Source organism: Granulicella cerasi (genome assembly GCF_025685575.1).
In the GTDB taxonomy this organism is placed as follows: Bacteria; Acidobacteriota; Terriglobia; order Terriglobales; family Acidobacteriaceae; genus Granulicella; species Granulicella cerasi.
The window spans coordinates 266,686-281,016 of sequence record NZ_JAGSYD010000001.1 but is presented as its reverse complement, the minus strand read 5'-3'; the positions used below and the strand labels follow the sequence as shown (position 1 = coordinate 281,016).

Sequence of the window (14,331 nt, the reverse complement as noted above, 5' to 3'; positions counted from 1 at the left end):
GCTTTTGAGACCTGGGTTCGCAGGATATCTATCGTCCCGCAAATGTTTGATCGGCCATCCGCTTCGCAAACGTCCAGGTCGACTCAACTTCGACGACGCCGACTTCGCCAGACAGCCAATGGCGATAGCTCGACCAAGCCCAGTCTTCAGGTCGTGTGACTAATCCGCGCGAAACAGGATTGCGATGAATGTATCTTCGCTTCTCCATCACCTTGGTGTCTGTAAGCACATTGAAGTCATGGAATCGCGGAAGCCAGAACGGGCTCTGTTCGACTTGTTGGGTAACGGAGAGTTTTAGCGCTCTCATGACGACGGATAGGTCGGTGACCTTCGGTTCGGTCACGAGCATGTGCACGTGCTCTGGCATGACTACGAAGGAGTCGATGCGGAACTCGTAGCGTGAACGTATCTTTTCGAGGCAGTGGAGAAAGATGTCACGCGTTTGCGGTGTGGCAAGGTACGGCTTGCGGCTGTGGCAGGAGAAAGTGATGAAGTGATGACCGCCTCCGTAGCGACGTTCGAGTCCGCGAGTCATGCGGGTAGGCTAACATCCTGCAAACCCAGGTCTCAGAAGCGAGACCTGGGGCACCCGTTCGTGGTGATGTCGAGACCTGGGGCACCCGGTTTGGGGTGATGTCGAGATGTGGGGCACCCGGATCTGTGGGGGCAAAAGCAAAAGCCGGATATGCATGGGCTGCATATCCGGCTGAAGGGTTTGTAGCGAGCCTAGGCTTCGGTCGCCGGGGTCGGCTCGGCGGCTGCAGGAGCAGCGGCTTCCGGCTTCGGTGCCACGGGCTTGGGAGCCGGGGGAGCGATCTTCTTGCTCGGTGCAAGGATGGCGTGCAGCGTGGTGCCTTCCATGCGCGGCATGAACTCAACCACGCCTGCTTCGCCGATGTCCTGGATCAGGCGGTTGATGATCTTGTAGCCAAGGTCGCGGTGCGCCATCTGGCGGCCCTTGAAGCGGAGCGACGCCTTAACCTTGTCGCCATCGCCGAGGAAGCGGACGGCCTGGTTTTTCTTCGTCTGGTAGTCGTGCTCGTCCACGGTGACCGAGAACTTGACTTCCTTGATGACGATGACCTTCTGGGTCTTGCGGGCCGCGCGTTCGCTCTTGTCCTTCTCGTAGAGGAACTTGCCGTAGTCCTGGATTTTGCAGACGGGCGGAACGGCGTTCGGCGAAATCTCCACGAGATCGAGCGAGCGCTCGCGAGCGATCTTCAGGGCTTCAAAGGGCGGCATCACGCCGAGCTGTTCGCCGTTTTCGTCAATCACGCGGACTTCGCGTGCGCGAATACGTTCGTTCGTGCGGATAAAGGACTTCTGCGAGCGTTTATCGAGAGGCGGAATAGTAGCTTTCTCCAGCGCGCCCATGGGCGCGATTGTGTTCCAGATCTTTGGATGCGCGCGCGCCCCAAAACGGCGCAACGTCGCACTCGCGAGTATACCAGTCTGGCGGAAACGCTGGCGTATAGACTGTCTGCACCCGACGTATTGCCGGGAAGGAGTCCTCTGACATGAAACGCCTCGCGCTGGCGCTGTTTGCGCCCATGCTTGCCGGTACGGCCCCCACTTTCGCGCAGAATGCGCCCGCTCCCATCCAGTTGCAGCACATTGACGTCACCAACGTGGATAAGAGCGTCAGCCCCTGCGACAACTTCTTCCAGTACGCCTGCAACAACATCATCAAAGCGAACCCGATCCCTGCCGATCAGGTGATGTGGGGCACGTTCAACAAGCTGGCGATGTGGAACCAGCAGCAGATGCACGACATTCTGGAGGCGAACAAGGCACCCGGCGCCTCGCGTACGGCCAACCAGCAGAAGATCGGCGACTTCTACGCCAGCTGTGTTGAGCAGGCGGACTCGGGCAAGGACGACCGCGCCGTGCTGGCGCCGCTCATGGAGCGCATCCACGGCATGAAGAGCAAGAAGGACCTGCCCGCCGTGCTCGCCGCCGTGCAGATGGCCTATGGCCAGATCTGGGCCGCAAACGACAACGAGACCCCGATCGCTCTCTTCGGCTTTGGCCCCACGCCGGATGCGAACAACGCGCGCCTGGTCGTCGCCGGGCTCGACCAGGGCGGCCTCAGTCTTCCCAGCCGCGACTTTTATCTGAAGGACGATGCCAAGACCGTTGGCATTCGCAAGGCGTATACGGACTACCTCGAGAAGATGCTGGCGATGGACGGCATGAGTCCCGAGGCCGCCAAGTCTGGGGCGGCCTCCGCGCTGGCGTTCGAGACCGCGCTGGCGAAGGCGCAGATGGACAACGTCACACGCCGCGACCCGAACAAGACCAACAACCGCTTCACGCCCGCGCAGCTCAAGACGCTGATGCCGAACTTCGACTGGAACGCCTATTTCGCCGCGCTGGGTGCGCCGAGCGCGCCGCTGTATGAGGTCGGCTCCCCGGAGTTCTTCCACGCTGTGAACGGCATGATCGAGAGCGAGAGCCTCGCTACGTGGAAGATCTACCTGACCACGCAGTTGCTGCACGCGGCAAATCCCGTGCTGGGCAACCAGTGGCGTGATGCGAACTTCGAGCTGATGAAGACGATCAGCGGCGCCAAGCAACAGCCGCCTACGTGGCGTCGATGCAGCGTGGCCACGGACAAGTACCTCGGCGAAGCGCTGGGCGAGGTGTATGTGTCGAAGGCGTTCTCGGCCTCCAGCAAGGAGCGCGTGCTGAAGATGGTGAAGGAGATTGAGGCGGCGATGGGCCGCGACATCGACTCTGTGAGCTGGATGCAGCCGGAGACGAAACAGCAGGCGCACTTGAAGCTGGCGGCCGTGGTCAACAAGATCGGCTACCCGGACAAGTGGATCGACTACACCTCCTACAAGGTCACGCGTGAGAGCTACGCGATGAACGTTTCGCGCGGCACAAAGTTCGAATTTGCGCGCCAGCTCGGCTTCATCAACAAGCCGCTGGACCGTATGCAGTGGGGCATGACGCCGCCGACGGTGAACGCCTACGAAGATCCGCAGACGAATACGATCAACTTCCCGGCCGGCATTTTGCAGCCGCCGATGTTTGATCCGGCAGCGGATGACGTGCTGAACTATGGCGCGGAGGGCGCGGTGATCGGCCACGAACTGACGCACAACTTCGACGACCAGGGCCGCAAGTTCGACCTGAACGGCGACCTGAAGGATTGGTGGACCCCTGCCGATGCCAAGGCCTACGAAGAGCGCGGCGAGTGCATCGCCAACGAGTACAGCGGACCCGCGCCGGGCGTCGAAGGCGTGCAGCAGAACGGCAAGCTGACGCAGGGCGAAAACACCGCCGACAATGGTGGCCTGAACCTTTCGCTCAGCGCGTTGACGGCGGACTTGCTCACGCAGGGCCGCACGCTGGACGACAAGGACGCCAACGGCCTGACGAACCTGCAGCGCTTCTTCGTGGCGTTCGCCAATGACTGGTGCGGCTCGGCCCGTCCGGAGATTTCGCGCATGATCGTGATGACAAACCCGCACTCGCTGGCCGAGCTGCGCGTGAACAATACGGTCGGCAACATGCCGGCGTTTGCGAAGGCGTTCGGCTGCAAGACCGGTCAACCGATGGTGCACAAGCCGGCCTGCAAGGTCTGGTAAGCAGGGCAACAGCAGGGCCAGGTGCGGGGAGAACATCTCCCCGCACTTGTCTTTTCGCCCGTAAAACCGGGAGAATGAAGTGTTAGGAGAATCAAGTGGCTAAGCGTAAAGTCCTGCTCGTCGATGACGAGGTTCCTGTTCTGCTCACCATGAAGGCTGTGCTCGAGATTTCGGGCTTTGATGTGGACACCGCCGCAACGGCGCGCGATGGCAAGGTGAAGATCCGCAACAACGAGTACCAGATGGTCATCACGGACATGCGCATGGAGTCCGACGCCGCGGGTAAGGAAGTGATTCAGGCCGCACGCGTTGCGCCGTATCACCCCGCAGTGGCGCTGCTCACGGCGTATCCGATCGCCGATGAAGACTGGCAGGACATGGGCGCGGACAAGATGCTCGTGAAGCCGATGCAGACCGCGATCCTGCTGCGTCAGATCGAGCAGCTCTTCGAGAAGCACTCGGCAAAGCTGGCGAAGATCTCCTCGGCGGCTGCCGCTCCGGTGAAGACTGCGGCGAAGAAGTCCGCAGCCAAGCGCCTCGCTTCCAAGAAGCTGGCGACGAAGAAGGTTGTCGCGAAGAAGCCTGCTGCACCTGCGAAGAAGGCAGCGGCTCCGGCGAAGACGCGCAAGGCTGTGGCGACCAAGCCTGTACGCAAGGCTGTCAAGAAGGTCGTGAAGAAGACCGCGAAGAAGAAGTAGGTCTTCTGCTGAATGCGAAAAGCCCGCTCATAGAGCGGGCGTTTTTGCTTGTGCTGAGACTCTTCGCGAGGTGAGAGAAGGCGTGTTCCTTCCAGAATGTCAGTCGTCCAGCATGCCAGTCATCCAGATCTCCGTCATCTGCGGTGTTCCCAGAATGCATCGCGCACCACGAACGGGTGCCCCACGTCTCGATTTTGAGACGTGGGTTTGCAGGTTGCTTCCCGAGCCAACCACAGATATTGGGTGCCGCATCCGTACGCCGTTCTTTGGCGGACGGGTGGGCGGCCACAGAACTTCGTGCTTCAGCTTCCAGAACCGCACATCATCGCCAGCCCACCCGTCCGCATGATGCCGCGTACGGATGGGGCACCCACGTTTGCGGGCGAGGCTTACCGCCGCGCTTTCACTTCGGCGAGGATGCCGTCCCACAGCGCGATACGTGCGCGCATCGCCGCTTCCGCTGCGCGGGCCGCTTCCTCCCACAGCGCAGGATCGTCGCCGCAGAGGTCCGCGACCATGCGCAGCGAGAGCGGACCGTGGTCTTCGCCGTCCACTTCGATGTGGCGCTCGAGATACCAGATGAAGGTGTTCAGCGTGCCGGTGAGCTCCTGGTTCAGCTCACGGATGAAGCCGCGGAAGAGATCGGGAATGACATCCTCGCGACCGAAGGTAAACGCTGCGGCCTGCGCGGCGAGTGAGCCTTCTTCGATGACGCGGAAGGTCTCGCCGACGAAGATGCGCGCGGTCTGCGGTGCAGGCTGCATCGCCTGGTTCCACGTGCTGCCGCTGGCCAGCGCCTTGAGCACGCCACGCATCACGCTCGCGTCCGCGCTGACATCGTCCATGGCGCGCAGGTAGATCTCGAAGTGGCTCAACGGCTCGCCGCGAAACTCATCGCTCTCTTCGCCGAGCACGATCTCGTTCACGAAGCGGCGGCTCGCGGGAAACTTCGACGGCACCCAGGGCACATCGACCGAGGTCAGCCCGCGCTGAAGCGCCTTGAGCAAGCTCATGAAATCCCATACGGCGTACACGTGCGACTGCATGAAGAGCCGCACGTCCTCGATGGACTGCATGGCTGCGTAGACCGGATGGCTGGCGAGCTGCTCGCGCAGCGGCGCAATGCGTTCTTCGATGGCTTCAATCGTGAGCGGGGAGGAAGCGATAGACAAGCGGTAGTTCTCCTTCGGGCCGAGGCTGCGGGGGCGCATCCAAGTACCATTCTAGGGAGGAGCCGCCATGATTGTCCGCGAAGCTGTTCGAGAATCGGCCACCGTGCTCGCTGCGGCGGGCATTGCGGAGGCGCAGCGCGACGCCCAGGTGCTGGCGCAGCATGTGCTGGGCCGCGATCGTGCTTGGATGCTGGCGCATGGGGACGATGCGTTGGACGAGGGCTTTGCCGAGCAGATGCAGACGTTGACGCAGCGCCGCGCACTCCGCGAGCCGCTGCAGTACATCGTCGGCGAGCAGGAGTTCTACGGTCTGCGCTTCGCGGTCACGCCTGCGGTGCTGATCCCGCGCCCGGAGACCGAGTTGCTCGTGGAAGCCGTGGAGCTGTGGGCTGCAGAGACGGCCGATGCGCGCGAGTTGCAGATCGTCGACGTCGGCACCGGTTCAGGCGCGATCGCGATTGCGCTGGCGACGCATGTGGCGGCGGTGAAGATCACCGCCGTTGATATCTCCGTCGCTGCGTTGGAGGTAGCCACCTCGAATGCGCTCGCGCACACCTGCGGCGATCGTGTGCGCTTTGTGCAGAATGATCTGCTGGCTGGCTTTGCGGCGGAGAGTTTCCACTGCGTGGTCTCGAATCCGCCGTACGTTCCGGCGATCGACGCGCCGACGATGCAGCGCGAGGTCGTCGAGCATGAGCCGCACTCCGCGCTCTTCGCAGGCGATGACGGCCTGGAGATTTACCGGCGTCTTATCCCGCAGGCGCATCAGGTGCTGCGGCGCGGTGGGCTGCTCGCAATGGAGTTCGGCTACGGACAGAGTGAGGCGTTAGCGGAGTTGCTGCAAGGCTGGCATGACGTGCGGTTCATCAACGATCTCGCGGGCATTCCGCGTCACGTACTGGCGACGAAACCCTAGTGCATCATGCGCATTTCGATCGCTTGCGAGTGAATCGCATCATGGCGTAGCAGCACTGCAGAGAGCACCGCGAAACCTAGAAAAATTGCGGATTCGAGCAGGCCCGCAGGCAAATCGCGGCCAAACCACTTGCAGAACAACTGACGCAGGCCGAAGCAAAGCTGCGTTCCGATGGTCGCGCCGATCAAGCCGAGGATCACCCCGCCCGCGATCGGCTCCATGATGGCTGCGGCCGACACCGCTCCACACAAACCGCCGGTGCAGAGCCGCGCGATGCGTGGCTGAAGCTCCTTGCGGCTGCGCGCGAAGGGCATCACGTCGTAGATCCACTCGCTGAGCGCAGCGAGCGTGAAGAACGCGACGAGCACGACTCCGCCGATCACCTGCAGGCGCGAGTGCTGCATCGGAATGCGCTGCGTCAGCACGAACCAACTCAGCACCATGATGCCGGTGAAGGTGCGTGAGCCGGAGACGATACCGAAGAGAAGCGCGCTAAGCATTGCTTCGAGGGTAGCACCGAGCTTCCGGAGTGAGCCCGGCGGCGTGAGCTCCTGCCCCTGTCAGGTGACTAGGCTGCGGCGTTGGCGCGCTTTTTGCTGCCGCCGGCTTTGCGCAGTCGGCTTGCGGCTGCGGCCATGCCATCGGACTTCCGCTCCGCCGTCGTCTGGTGCGCCTTCGGCTTGCAGCTTCCCTTGGTGCCTGCCTTCTTGCCTGCGACCGGCTCGTAGCCCGGCCAGCAGTACGAGGTCTGCTTGGCTGGCGACTTCTTCGCCTTGCCGTGGCCCGTGGAGCTGGGGTTGTCGGAGTGCTGCTTCGTCGTGGTGCGGCGGCTGTGGGTGCTGCGCTTTGTCGTTGCCATAGTGAGGTTGGAGGCGCGCTTTCGTGCTCGCGTGGCTTGGCGCAGCGAGCTAGTTTCCACGGCGCTTCAAACGGATAGGGCCTTTTGCGGTGCTGCCATCGATTACGTGGCCATGCTGCGTGACGTCGATGACGCCTTGCGCGACAAGCCTTCGCGCGGCGGCTCGTGCGGGTTCCATCAGAGGCTCCCAGGCTTCGCGTTCGTCGCTGGCGGCTATGGCGCGCGCCGCTTCGCTGGGGCAGATCGTCTTGCCCGAGCCGCGTTCGTCGAGCAGACGCAGGATCGTCTGCTCCAGATCCTTCGCGTGCGCGTCGTGTTTGCCTGAGCGGCATTTGTCGGAGCAGAACTTCACGGTGTCCCAGTTCTTCGCCCAGCTCTTGCGCCACTCCATCGTGCGACCGCACGCAGCGCAGCTCTTTGGCGCGTGCGCGCCTTCGTCTACCTCGCGCTTTGGCTTGCGGTCCGGCAAGACTCACCTCATGGCTTCTATACTTGAAGAGCCAGTTATGTCAGATGCAATTCACAACCTCACCAGCGAGTTCGCTCCTGTAGCCCAGCAGCTCGACCTCATCACGAAGGGCGTGGCGGAGATGATTCCCGCAGCCTCGTCGGACGCGAAGGACGCGCTCGCCGCGCGCCTCGAAGCCTCACGCCTCAGCGGCAAGCCGCTGCGCATCAAGGCGGGCTTCGACCCCACCGCGCCGGACCTCCACCTCGGCCACACGGTGCTGATGCGCAAGCTGCGCCACTTCCAGCAGCTCGGCCACACCGTCATCTTCCTCATCGGCGACGCGACCGCGCTCATCGGCGACCCGACGGGCAAGAACGTCACGCGCAAGCCGCTCACGCGCGAAGAGATTGAAGCCAACGCGACGACGTACCAGGAGCAGGTCTTCAAGATCCTCGACCGCGAAAAGACCGAGGTGCGCTACAACTCCGAGTGGCTCGGCCAGCTGGGCTTCGAGGGCATGATCAAGCTCGCAGCGAAGTTCACGCTGTCGCAGATGCTCGAGCGCGAAGACTTCCACAAGCGCTTCGATGACGAGCAGCCGATCAGCGTGCATGAGCTGCTCTACCCGATGGTGCAAGGCTATGACTCCGTCGCGCTGGAAGCGGACGTTGAGCTTGGTGGCACCGATCAGAAGTTCAACCTGATGCGTGGTCGCGATCTGCAGCGCGACGCCGGCCAGAAGCCGCAGATCGTACTGATGACGCCGATTCTCGAGGGCCTCGACGGCGTGCAGAAGATGTCGAAGTCGCTCGGTAATTTCATCGGCGTCACTGAACCGGCGAACGACATGTACGGCAAGCTGATGAGCGTCAACGACGAGCTCATGTGGCGTTACTGGACCTTCCTCACCGATCTGCCTGCGAGCGAGATTGAGCAGATGAAGGCCGATGTCGCCAGCGGCGCGCTGCATCCGATGCAGGCGAAGAAGAACCTTGCCGAGACGATCACCGCGGACTTCCACACCAAAGAAGCGGCAGCAGACGCCGCTCGCCACTGGGCAGAGATGTTCCAGCAGCGGAAGGTGAGCGAAGACGTTGCGGAACTCGAGGTGCCGCTCGCCAGCGAAGGCCTGCTCGCCGAAGACAGCAGCGTGCGTTTGCCGAAGCTGCTCGTGCTGGCGAAGCTCGCCGCATCTGCCGGCGAAGCCACGCGCAAGCTTGCGGAGAACGCAGTGTCGGTGAACGGCGAGAAGTTCACCGAGCGTGCGATCACGCGCGAAGCGCTGGGCGAGGCACCTGTACTGCGGCTCGGCAAGAAGGCTGTTCGCGTCAAGCTCCTCTAGTTCTTAAGCATCACCACAGGCCGTGCGCCCCATGTCTCGACCTGGAGACATGGGTTCGCGGGATGTGTTGGGACGGCGGCAGATTCTCGCGCTCCCACATCTGCGCATAGAGTCGCGCTGATACGGGGCACGAGAGAGGGTTGCTAATTTATGCGACAGGTTCATACTGGAAGCAGAACTCACAGGTAGCAATGGCACTACGCACGGCGAACATCATCGGTTCCGGCCCCAACGGTCTCGCTGCGGCGATCACACTCGCGCAGGCTGGCGTGGCCGTCACGGTCCACGAGCAGAACTCCTGGGTGGGCGGCGCTTGCTCCACCGCAGAGCTTACGCTGCCCGGTTTCAAGCACGATCGCGGAGCATCGATCTTTCCGCTCGGCGTGTGTTCGCCGTTCCTCGCCTCGTTGCCGCTGCATGAGCATGGGCTGGACTGGATCGAGCCGGACGCGCCGCTCGCGCATCCGTTCGACGATGGCTCCGCGCTGATGCTGGAGTACTCTATCGACGCAACGGTGGCACGCATGCCCGGCCGCGATGTACATCAGTGGCGTCATCTCATCGAGCCGATCATGCGCGACTGGACGGAGATCGTCGACGGCATCATGCAGCCGCTGCTGCGCTTTCCGGAGCATCCGTTCGAGATGCTGCGCTTTGGTCTTTCGGCACTGCGCCCGGCGAAGAGCCTCGCGAAATCTCACTTCCGCAACGCGCACACGCAGGCGCTCTTCGCAGGCTGCGCGGCGCACTCCACCTTGCCCATGACGAACCTCGCAAGCTCTGCTGCGGGCCTTGTGCTGGCCGCGGCGGCGCACACTGTGGGCTGGCCGCTGGTGCGCGGCGGCGCGGGTGAGTTGACCAAGGCGTTGGCGAGCTATCTACGTTCGCTCGGCGGCGAAATCGTGCTGGAGTCGAAGGTCACTTCGCTCGCGGAGCTGCCGCCTGCGGACGCCACGTTCTTCGACACCACGCCCGAGATGCTCGGCAAGATCGCAGGCGATGAGCTGACGCTGAACTATCGCGACGCGCTCGATCGCTTCCGCCGCGGCATGGGCATCTTCAAGATCGACTGGGCGCTCTCCGAGCCGATTCCGTGGCGCTCGTCCTGCTGCAAGCGCTCGGCGACAGTGCACGTCGGTGGCTCGCTTGAAGAGATCACGCACTCCGAATATCTCGCCTGGAACGGCGGCGAGACCGACAAGCCGTTCGTGCTGCTGGCGCAGCCGAGCTTGTTCGATGCCTCGCGTGCGCCCGAAGGCAAGCACACCGCCTGGGCATACTGCCATGTGCCTGCTGGCGCGCGCGCGGACCGCACAGAGATCATCGAGCGCCAGGTGGAGCGCTTCGCCCCGGGCTTCCGCGACACGATCCTTGCGCGCACACCGAGCAGCGCGGCAGAGCTTTCCGCGTGGAACCCCAACCTTGCGTGTGGTGACATCGCTGGCGGAGCGATGGACTTGAAGCAGATGCTCTTCCGGCCGACGAAGAAGCTGTACCGCACGAGTCATCCGCGGCTGTATCTGTGCAGCGCCTCTACGCCTCCGGGCGGCGGCGTGCACGGCATGGCCGGTTACAACGCCGCGATGGCCGCGCTTCACGACCATGGCAGCATCGCGAAGTAGCTGTCAGTTGCCTGCGAAGTCGTCGTTGTCGCCCTTGCCATAGGTGGGGTAAGGCACCGCATCGGCGCTGGTCGGCATACCGCGCAGCACGACGAGGTCCATCAACACCACATCCCAATGCCCCGGATGACGCTTCGTCTCGTACGGCAGTTCGAGGTTCGCGTAGTACGCGAGAATGTCGCGCTTGATGCCCGGCGGGATCGGCGTCGTGGGATGCAGGACGAGCCGATGCAGCAGCTTCGCGTAGGTCATATCCGTGAGCGGATATGCGGCGGGTTTCACCTCGCGACCGGTGTCCAGGTCGCGGTTGGCAAGCGGGTGCTGCGGGTCGTGCGAGCCGCGAATCACCGTCTGGCTCGCACCGGGAAGCTCCGGCACTGCGTTCGAACTCTGAGGGTCCTTCTTGCTGTCTTCCGCGGCGGCAATCTCCGCGCTGGGTCGCGTGGCCGGTGGCGGCGTGAAGCGCACCAGCACATGATCGAGCGCTGTCGCCGAAGCCATCACCGAGTGCGCGTAGTCATGCTGCGTCGCTTCGGTAGGGCCTTTCACCGCGGCCATCTTGATCGGCCCGACCTTCGGCAGAATCCAGATGAGCCCCGCCAGCGAATACGTGCCGATGCCAGCGGACTTGCGGTAATCATCCCAGTGGTTCTGCTGCGAAACCTGCGCCATGCGCGCGGCAAGCTCGGTCACCGACGGGTCGTTGGCCGCGTCCGGCACCTCGTGGCTACGCTTCAGCACCGTTACCGCGTACGCAATGCGCGGAATGAACTTGCGCGTGGCAAAGCGATACGTGCTCACGTTGATGCGCGAGTGCTTGCGGTCGGTGAAGTCCTCCTGCAAGCCATAGGTCTGGTAGAACGCCAGCGCGAGCTGTCGCGTCGGCACGGCCAGCCCTACGTGCCGCAGATAATGCACCGGCGCAAAGCGATGCATCGCGATCTCGTGGATGTCGAAGCCGAACTCCGTCTGCACATGCTCATGCGCGCCCTGCGAGTAGTTCACGCTCTTGCCATAACGCTTCTCGAGCTTTGGAAACTCCACCGGCACGGCAAGATTCGTGGCCGTGGGATGCCCGATGTTGTCGCCGATGTAGTGCGAGAGTGCGCCGACAGCAAACGCCAGTTCATCGGCATTGCCCGCATTGCGGAAGAGGTTCACGATGAAGTCGCCCGAGCGTACATAGTGCGTCAGGTTCGAGAAGTTCGCATCGCCAAAGGGGTAGTAGCCGATGTCCTGAATGACGCAGCCGCCGTAGGCATAGGCGCGCGCATGCTCGATCTGGTCCGGCGTAAGCGTGGGATAGCGGCTCAACAACAGTGGCACGATGGAGCTTTGCCATGTCAGGTCGATGAGCTGCTCGTGCGTCTGTAGCGAATAGGCCTCGGACGCGCGCGGCGCCGCGGCCGCACAAAGCAGCAGGGTGGCAGCGGATTGGATAAGCCAGCGCAGTCGCATAGGGTTCTTCTGCTCGGATGCAGCTTTCGTGCGGATGACTGTATCGCACTCGCGAGATACTCGGCGCGTTTTTCAGGAAACTGCGCGAGCGGTAGCATAGAGGGCGATGCTGAACCTGAATCCTGTCGAAGTGCGCGTGCTCGGCTCGCTGAGCGAAAAGGAAATCACCACGCCGGAGTACTATCCGCTGAGCCTGAACGCGCTGGTGAACGCCTGCAACCAGAAGTCCAGCCGCGACCCCGTGATGGAGCTGACCGAGGCCGACGTGCGCACCGCGCTCTTCGAGCTCGAAGGCATGGGCTTCGTGCGCGTGCTGAACGACTCGCGCGCGACCAAGTTTGAGCACCTGCTGTACTCCAAGCTCGAGTTGCGCCGTCCAGAGATCGCGCTGGTCGGCCTGCTGCTGCTGCGCGGACCGCAGACGCCCGCTGAGCTGCGCACGCGCGCCGAGCGCATGTACAGCTTTGACGACAACACCGCCGTGGTGGACGCACTCACGCGGCTGGCCTCGCGCGAAACGCCGCTCGTGGCGCAGATGAACCGCCAGCCGGGATCGCGCGAAGCACGATGGACGCACCTGCTTGGCGGGGAAGTGGAGCTGGGGGCGGCGACGCCCGTAGCTTCGGTTGCCGCAGCTCCGGACCACGACCGCGTTGCAGCGCTTGAAGCGCTGGTGCACGCACTCACCGACCGCATCGCTGCTCTGGAAGCGGTGCTGGGTGGGAAAGATTCGATCGCAGAAGTCGCGTCAGAGTCGAGCGAGAGCTAGCGGCCCAGTCATTCTGAGCGCTGCGAAGTTGTCGGTAGTAGCGGCACGCCCGCTCGCGCCACAAACATCCTGCAAACCCACGTCTCAAAATCGAGACGTGGGGCACCCGTTCTTGCTGACCGATATTTCTGACGCACTGGCATTCTGGACGACGGACACTCTGTAAGGAACATGCCCTTCATCGGCACCACGGATACCTCAGGGGCTAAAGCCCCGTCACTCCGCAAACAGAAATGGCACGGCTGAAGCCGTGCCCTACCGTTCGTGCCTTGCCAGCATCCGTCCATGCGCCAACGACTCGCGAGCATCCATAGCAACGCGAAATCCATCAGCAACGCGAAATCCATCAGCAACGCGAAATCCATCAGCAACGCGAAATTCATCGCCTGACTATAGGCGGCGGGCTGATCCGTCGCTGCGCTCAGGATGACAGTGGTGGTGAGGAATGAGCGCTGTCGATAAGAAGAAAGTCTTAGCCGACCTTGCGGTCTTCAAACAGTGTGTCCAACATGCTGTTCAGCGTGCCGGTGCGGCTTTTGACCGTGGTCTGCGACTGCTCCATCTGCGATACCAGCGCCTCGTAACGAGCGCGCAACTGCATCAGCTCATCCGCAAGATTCAACGACGCCAACACCGCCACACGCAGCGAATCCACCGTCGCGCCGTGCGCCGAGACCTGTCGCATCTTCGTGTCCACGTAGGACGCAAGCTTTTCGATGTGGTCGGGGTCCATGCCGCGAAGCTGGTAGACCTGGTCGTAGATGTCGACGACAACAGCGCCGTTCTCGCGAGCCTCAAGCTCTGCGCGACTGATCTCGGCGGCGGTTTTCGGTGGCATGTCGTTCAACGTCTTCTCTCCCTGCGGTCCCAATGACAACTACTCAGTTACAGCAATTCATCCATCTGCGCGAGCATCTTCTCGACGCGCGACTTCACGGCTTCGCGCTCGCGATTCAGGTGCTCCACCTCAGCCTGTGACGCGGCGCTTACCTTTTCCTGCAGCCCCGCCACTTCGCCCTGCGCGGTCGCTAACTGCGACTTCGTGTCGGCAAGCTGCGACTCCAGCCCGCTTACCTGAACCTTGAGCGCTTCGGACTCGTGCTGCAGATGTCCCTTAGCCTCATGTGCGTCGGCAAGCTCTTTGCGAAGGCCTTCGACCTCGCCACGCGCCCAGTCGCGCTCGCCTTCCGCCGTGGCACGCGCCTCGCGTTCCTTGCGAATCAGCTCAACGGCCTGCAGCACTCGGGCTTCGAGTGCCTGGAACTCATCGACGCTGATCGTGGTGGAACCCATCGGCTATGCAGTGCCCTCCGCGTGGCTTTATCAGCTTGGAGTATAGCGATGGCGAATGAGGATTTCTAAAGGCGATTCGCAGGTAGTACCCGATTCGGTTCCTCTTCGGGAGGAAGGTCGGGTGCCCCACATCTGCGCTCCATGCAGATGTGGGA

At 62.7% G+C, this 14,331-nt stretch carries 15 protein-coding genes; 6 read left to right on the top strand and 9 right to left on the bottom strand.

Translation table 11 applies throughout. The annotated features are described in order from the left end of the window. Positions 1-28: 28 nt before the first annotated feature. Both OHL11_RS01095 and infC read right to left on the bottom strand, forming a co-directional pair. Positions 29-535: an REP-associated tyrosine transposase gene (locus OHL11_RS01095; protein WP_263369625.1), complete on the bottom strand. Its 507-nt coding sequence runs from the start codon at positions 533-535 to the stop codon at positions 29-31. A 191-nt stretch (positions 536-726) separates the two neighbouring features. Continuing rightward, the gene (infC, locus tag OHL11_RS01090) at positions 727-1,428 is read right to left on the bottom strand and encodes a translation initiation factor IF-3 (protein ID WP_263369624.1); all 702 of its coding nucleotides are present in this window, start codon (positions 1,426-1,428) and stop codon (positions 727-729) included. Between the two features lie 89 nt (positions 1,429-1,517). Here infC and OHL11_RS01085 point away from each other — a divergent pair, with 89 nt between their 5' ends. Further along, a complete protein-coding gene (locus OHL11_RS01085) occupies positions 1,518-3,596 on the top strand; it encodes a M13 family metallopeptidase (protein WP_263369623.1) in 2,079 nt (692 codons plus the stop codon). A 95-nt stretch (positions 3,597-3,691) separates the two neighbouring features. After that, positions 3,692-4,294 (top strand): response regulator, encoded by a 603-nt coding sequence (locus OHL11_RS01080; protein WP_263369622.1) that lies wholly within the window; start codon positions 3,692-3,694, stop codon positions 4,292-4,294. Positions 4,295-4,683: 389 nt separating this feature from the next. On the opposite strand, the gene OHL11_RS01075 is transcribed toward OHL11_RS01080, so the two are convergent. After that, positions 4,684-5,505, bottom strand: coding sequence for a DUF3050 domain-containing protein (locus OHL11_RS01075; RefSeq protein WP_263369621.1), 822 nt, complete (start codon positions 5,503-5,505; stop codon positions 4,684-4,686). Positions 5,506-5,533: 28 nt separating this feature from the next. Here OHL11_RS01075 and prmC point away from each other — a divergent pair, with 28 nt between their 5' ends. Continuing rightward, entirely contained in the window at positions 5,534-6,382 is an 849-nt protein-coding gene (prmC, locus tag OHL11_RS01070) for a peptide chain release factor N(5)-glutamine methyltransferase (RefSeq protein WP_263369620.1), read from the top strand. On the opposite strand, the gene OHL11_RS01065 is transcribed toward prmC, so the two are convergent. The 3 genes from OHL11_RS01065 to OHL11_RS01055 form a co-directional block, all read right to left on the bottom strand. Next, positions 6,379-6,882: a hypothetical protein gene (locus OHL11_RS01065; protein ID WP_263369619.1), complete on the bottom strand. Its 504-nt coding sequence runs from the start codon at positions 6,880-6,882 to the stop codon at positions 6,379-6,381. The two genes, prmC and OHL11_RS01065, sit on opposite strands and share 4 nt — an antisense overlap. A 68-nt stretch (positions 6,883-6,950) precedes the next feature. Next, positions 6,951-7,241: a hypothetical protein gene (locus OHL11_RS01060; protein WP_263369618.1), complete on the bottom strand. Its 291-nt coding sequence runs from the start codon at positions 7,239-7,241 to the stop codon at positions 6,951-6,953. 49 nt (positions 7,242-7,290) lie between these two features. Continuing rightward, a complete protein-coding gene (locus OHL11_RS01055; protein ID WP_263369617.1) occupies positions 7,291-7,710 on the bottom strand; it encodes a DUF2256 and DUF3253 domain-containing protein in 420 nt (139 codons plus the stop codon). Between the two features lie 37 nt (positions 7,711-7,747). On the opposite strand from OHL11_RS01055, the gene tyrS reads away from it, so the two are divergent. Beyond that, complete coding sequence (tyrS, locus tag OHL11_RS01050) at positions 7,748-9,034, top strand: tyrosine--tRNA ligase (protein WP_263369616.1); 1,287 nt, start codon at positions 7,748-7,750, stop codon at positions 9,032-9,034. Between the two features lie 191 nt (positions 9,035-9,225). Continuing rightward, the gene (locus OHL11_RS01045) at positions 9,226-10,656 is read left to right on the top strand and encodes a phytoene desaturase family protein (RefSeq protein WP_263369615.1); all 1,431 of its coding nucleotides are present in this window, start codon (positions 9,226-9,228) and stop codon (positions 10,654-10,656) included. A 3-nt stretch (positions 10,657-10,659) separates the two neighbouring features. Here OHL11_RS01045 and OHL11_RS01040 read toward each other — a convergent pair whose 3' ends face one another. After that, positions 10,660-12,114 (bottom strand): zinc dependent phospholipase C family protein, encoded by a 1,455-nt coding sequence (locus tag OHL11_RS01040; RefSeq protein ID WP_263369614.1) that lies wholly within the window; start codon positions 12,112-12,114, stop codon positions 10,660-10,662. A 106-nt stretch (positions 12,115-12,220) separates the two neighbouring features. Between OHL11_RS01040 and OHL11_RS01035 the strand changes: the two genes are divergently transcribed. Next, on the top strand, positions 12,221-12,883 hold the full coding sequence (locus OHL11_RS01035; protein WP_263369613.1) for a YceH family protein: 663 nt from the start codon (positions 12,221-12,223) through the stop codon (positions 12,881-12,883). Between the two features lie 472 nt (positions 12,884-13,355). On the opposite strand, the gene OHL11_RS01030 is transcribed toward OHL11_RS01035, so the two are convergent. Together OHL11_RS01030 and OHL11_RS01025 are read right to left on the bottom strand one after the other, a co-directional pair. After that, a complete protein-coding gene (locus OHL11_RS01030) occupies positions 13,356-13,721 on the bottom strand; it encodes a cell division protein ZapA (protein WP_263369612.1) in 366 nt (121 codons plus the stop codon). A gap of 47 nt (positions 13,722-13,768) precedes the next feature. Then, positions 13,769-14,176 carry a hypothetical protein gene (locus tag OHL11_RS01025; RefSeq protein WP_263369611.1) on the bottom strand — a complete coding sequence of 136 codons (408 nt, stop codon included), beginning with the start codon at positions 14,174-14,176 and terminating at the stop codon, positions 13,769-13,771. Positions 14,177-14,331 lie beyond the last annotated feature (155 nt).

Coding starts and splice junctions, on each gene's coding strand:
- OHL11_RS01095 (WP_263369625.1), bottom strand. CDS start 535: ATGACTCGCGGACTCGAACGTCGCTACGGAGGCGGTCATCACTTCATC.
- OHL11_RS01085 (WP_263369623.1), top strand. CDS start 1,518: ATGAAACGCCTCGCGCTGGCGCTGTTTGCGCCCATGCTTGCCGGTACG.
- OHL11_RS01075 (WP_263369621.1), bottom strand. CDS start 5,505: ATGCGCCCCCGCAGCCTCGGCCCGAAGGAGAACTACCGCTTGTCTATC.
- prmC (WP_263369620.1), top strand. CDS start 5,534: ATGATTGTCCGCGAAGCTGTTCGAGAATCGGCCACCGTGCTCGCTGCG.
- OHL11_RS01065 (WP_263369619.1), bottom strand. CDS start 6,882: ATGCTTAGCGCGCTTCTCTTCGGTATCGTCTCCGGCTCACGCACCTTC.
- OHL11_RS01060 (WP_263369618.1), bottom strand. CDS start 7,241: ATGGCAACGACAAAGCGCAGCACCCACAGCCGCCGCACCACGACGAAG.
- tyrS (WP_263369616.1), top strand. CDS start 7,748: ATGTCAGATGCAATTCACAACCTCACCAGCGAGTTCGCTCCTGTAGCC.
- OHL11_RS01045 (WP_263369615.1), top strand. CDS start 9,226: ATGGCACTACGCACGGCGAACATCATCGGTTCCGGCCCCAACGGTCTC.
- OHL11_RS01040 (WP_263369614.1), bottom strand. CDS start 12,114: ATGCGACTGCGCTGGCTTATCCAATCCGCTGCCACCCTGCTGCTTTGT.
- OHL11_RS01035 (WP_263369613.1), top strand. CDS start 12,221: ATGCTGAACCTGAATCCTGTCGAAGTGCGCGTGCTCGGCTCGCTGAGC.
- OHL11_RS01030 (WP_263369612.1), bottom strand. CDS start 13,721: ATGCCACCGAAAACCGCCGCCGAGATCAGTCGCGCAGAGCTTGAGGCT.
- OHL11_RS01025 (WP_263369611.1), bottom strand. CDS start 14,176: ATGGGTTCCACCACGATCAGCGTCGATGAGTTCCAGGCACTCGAAGCC.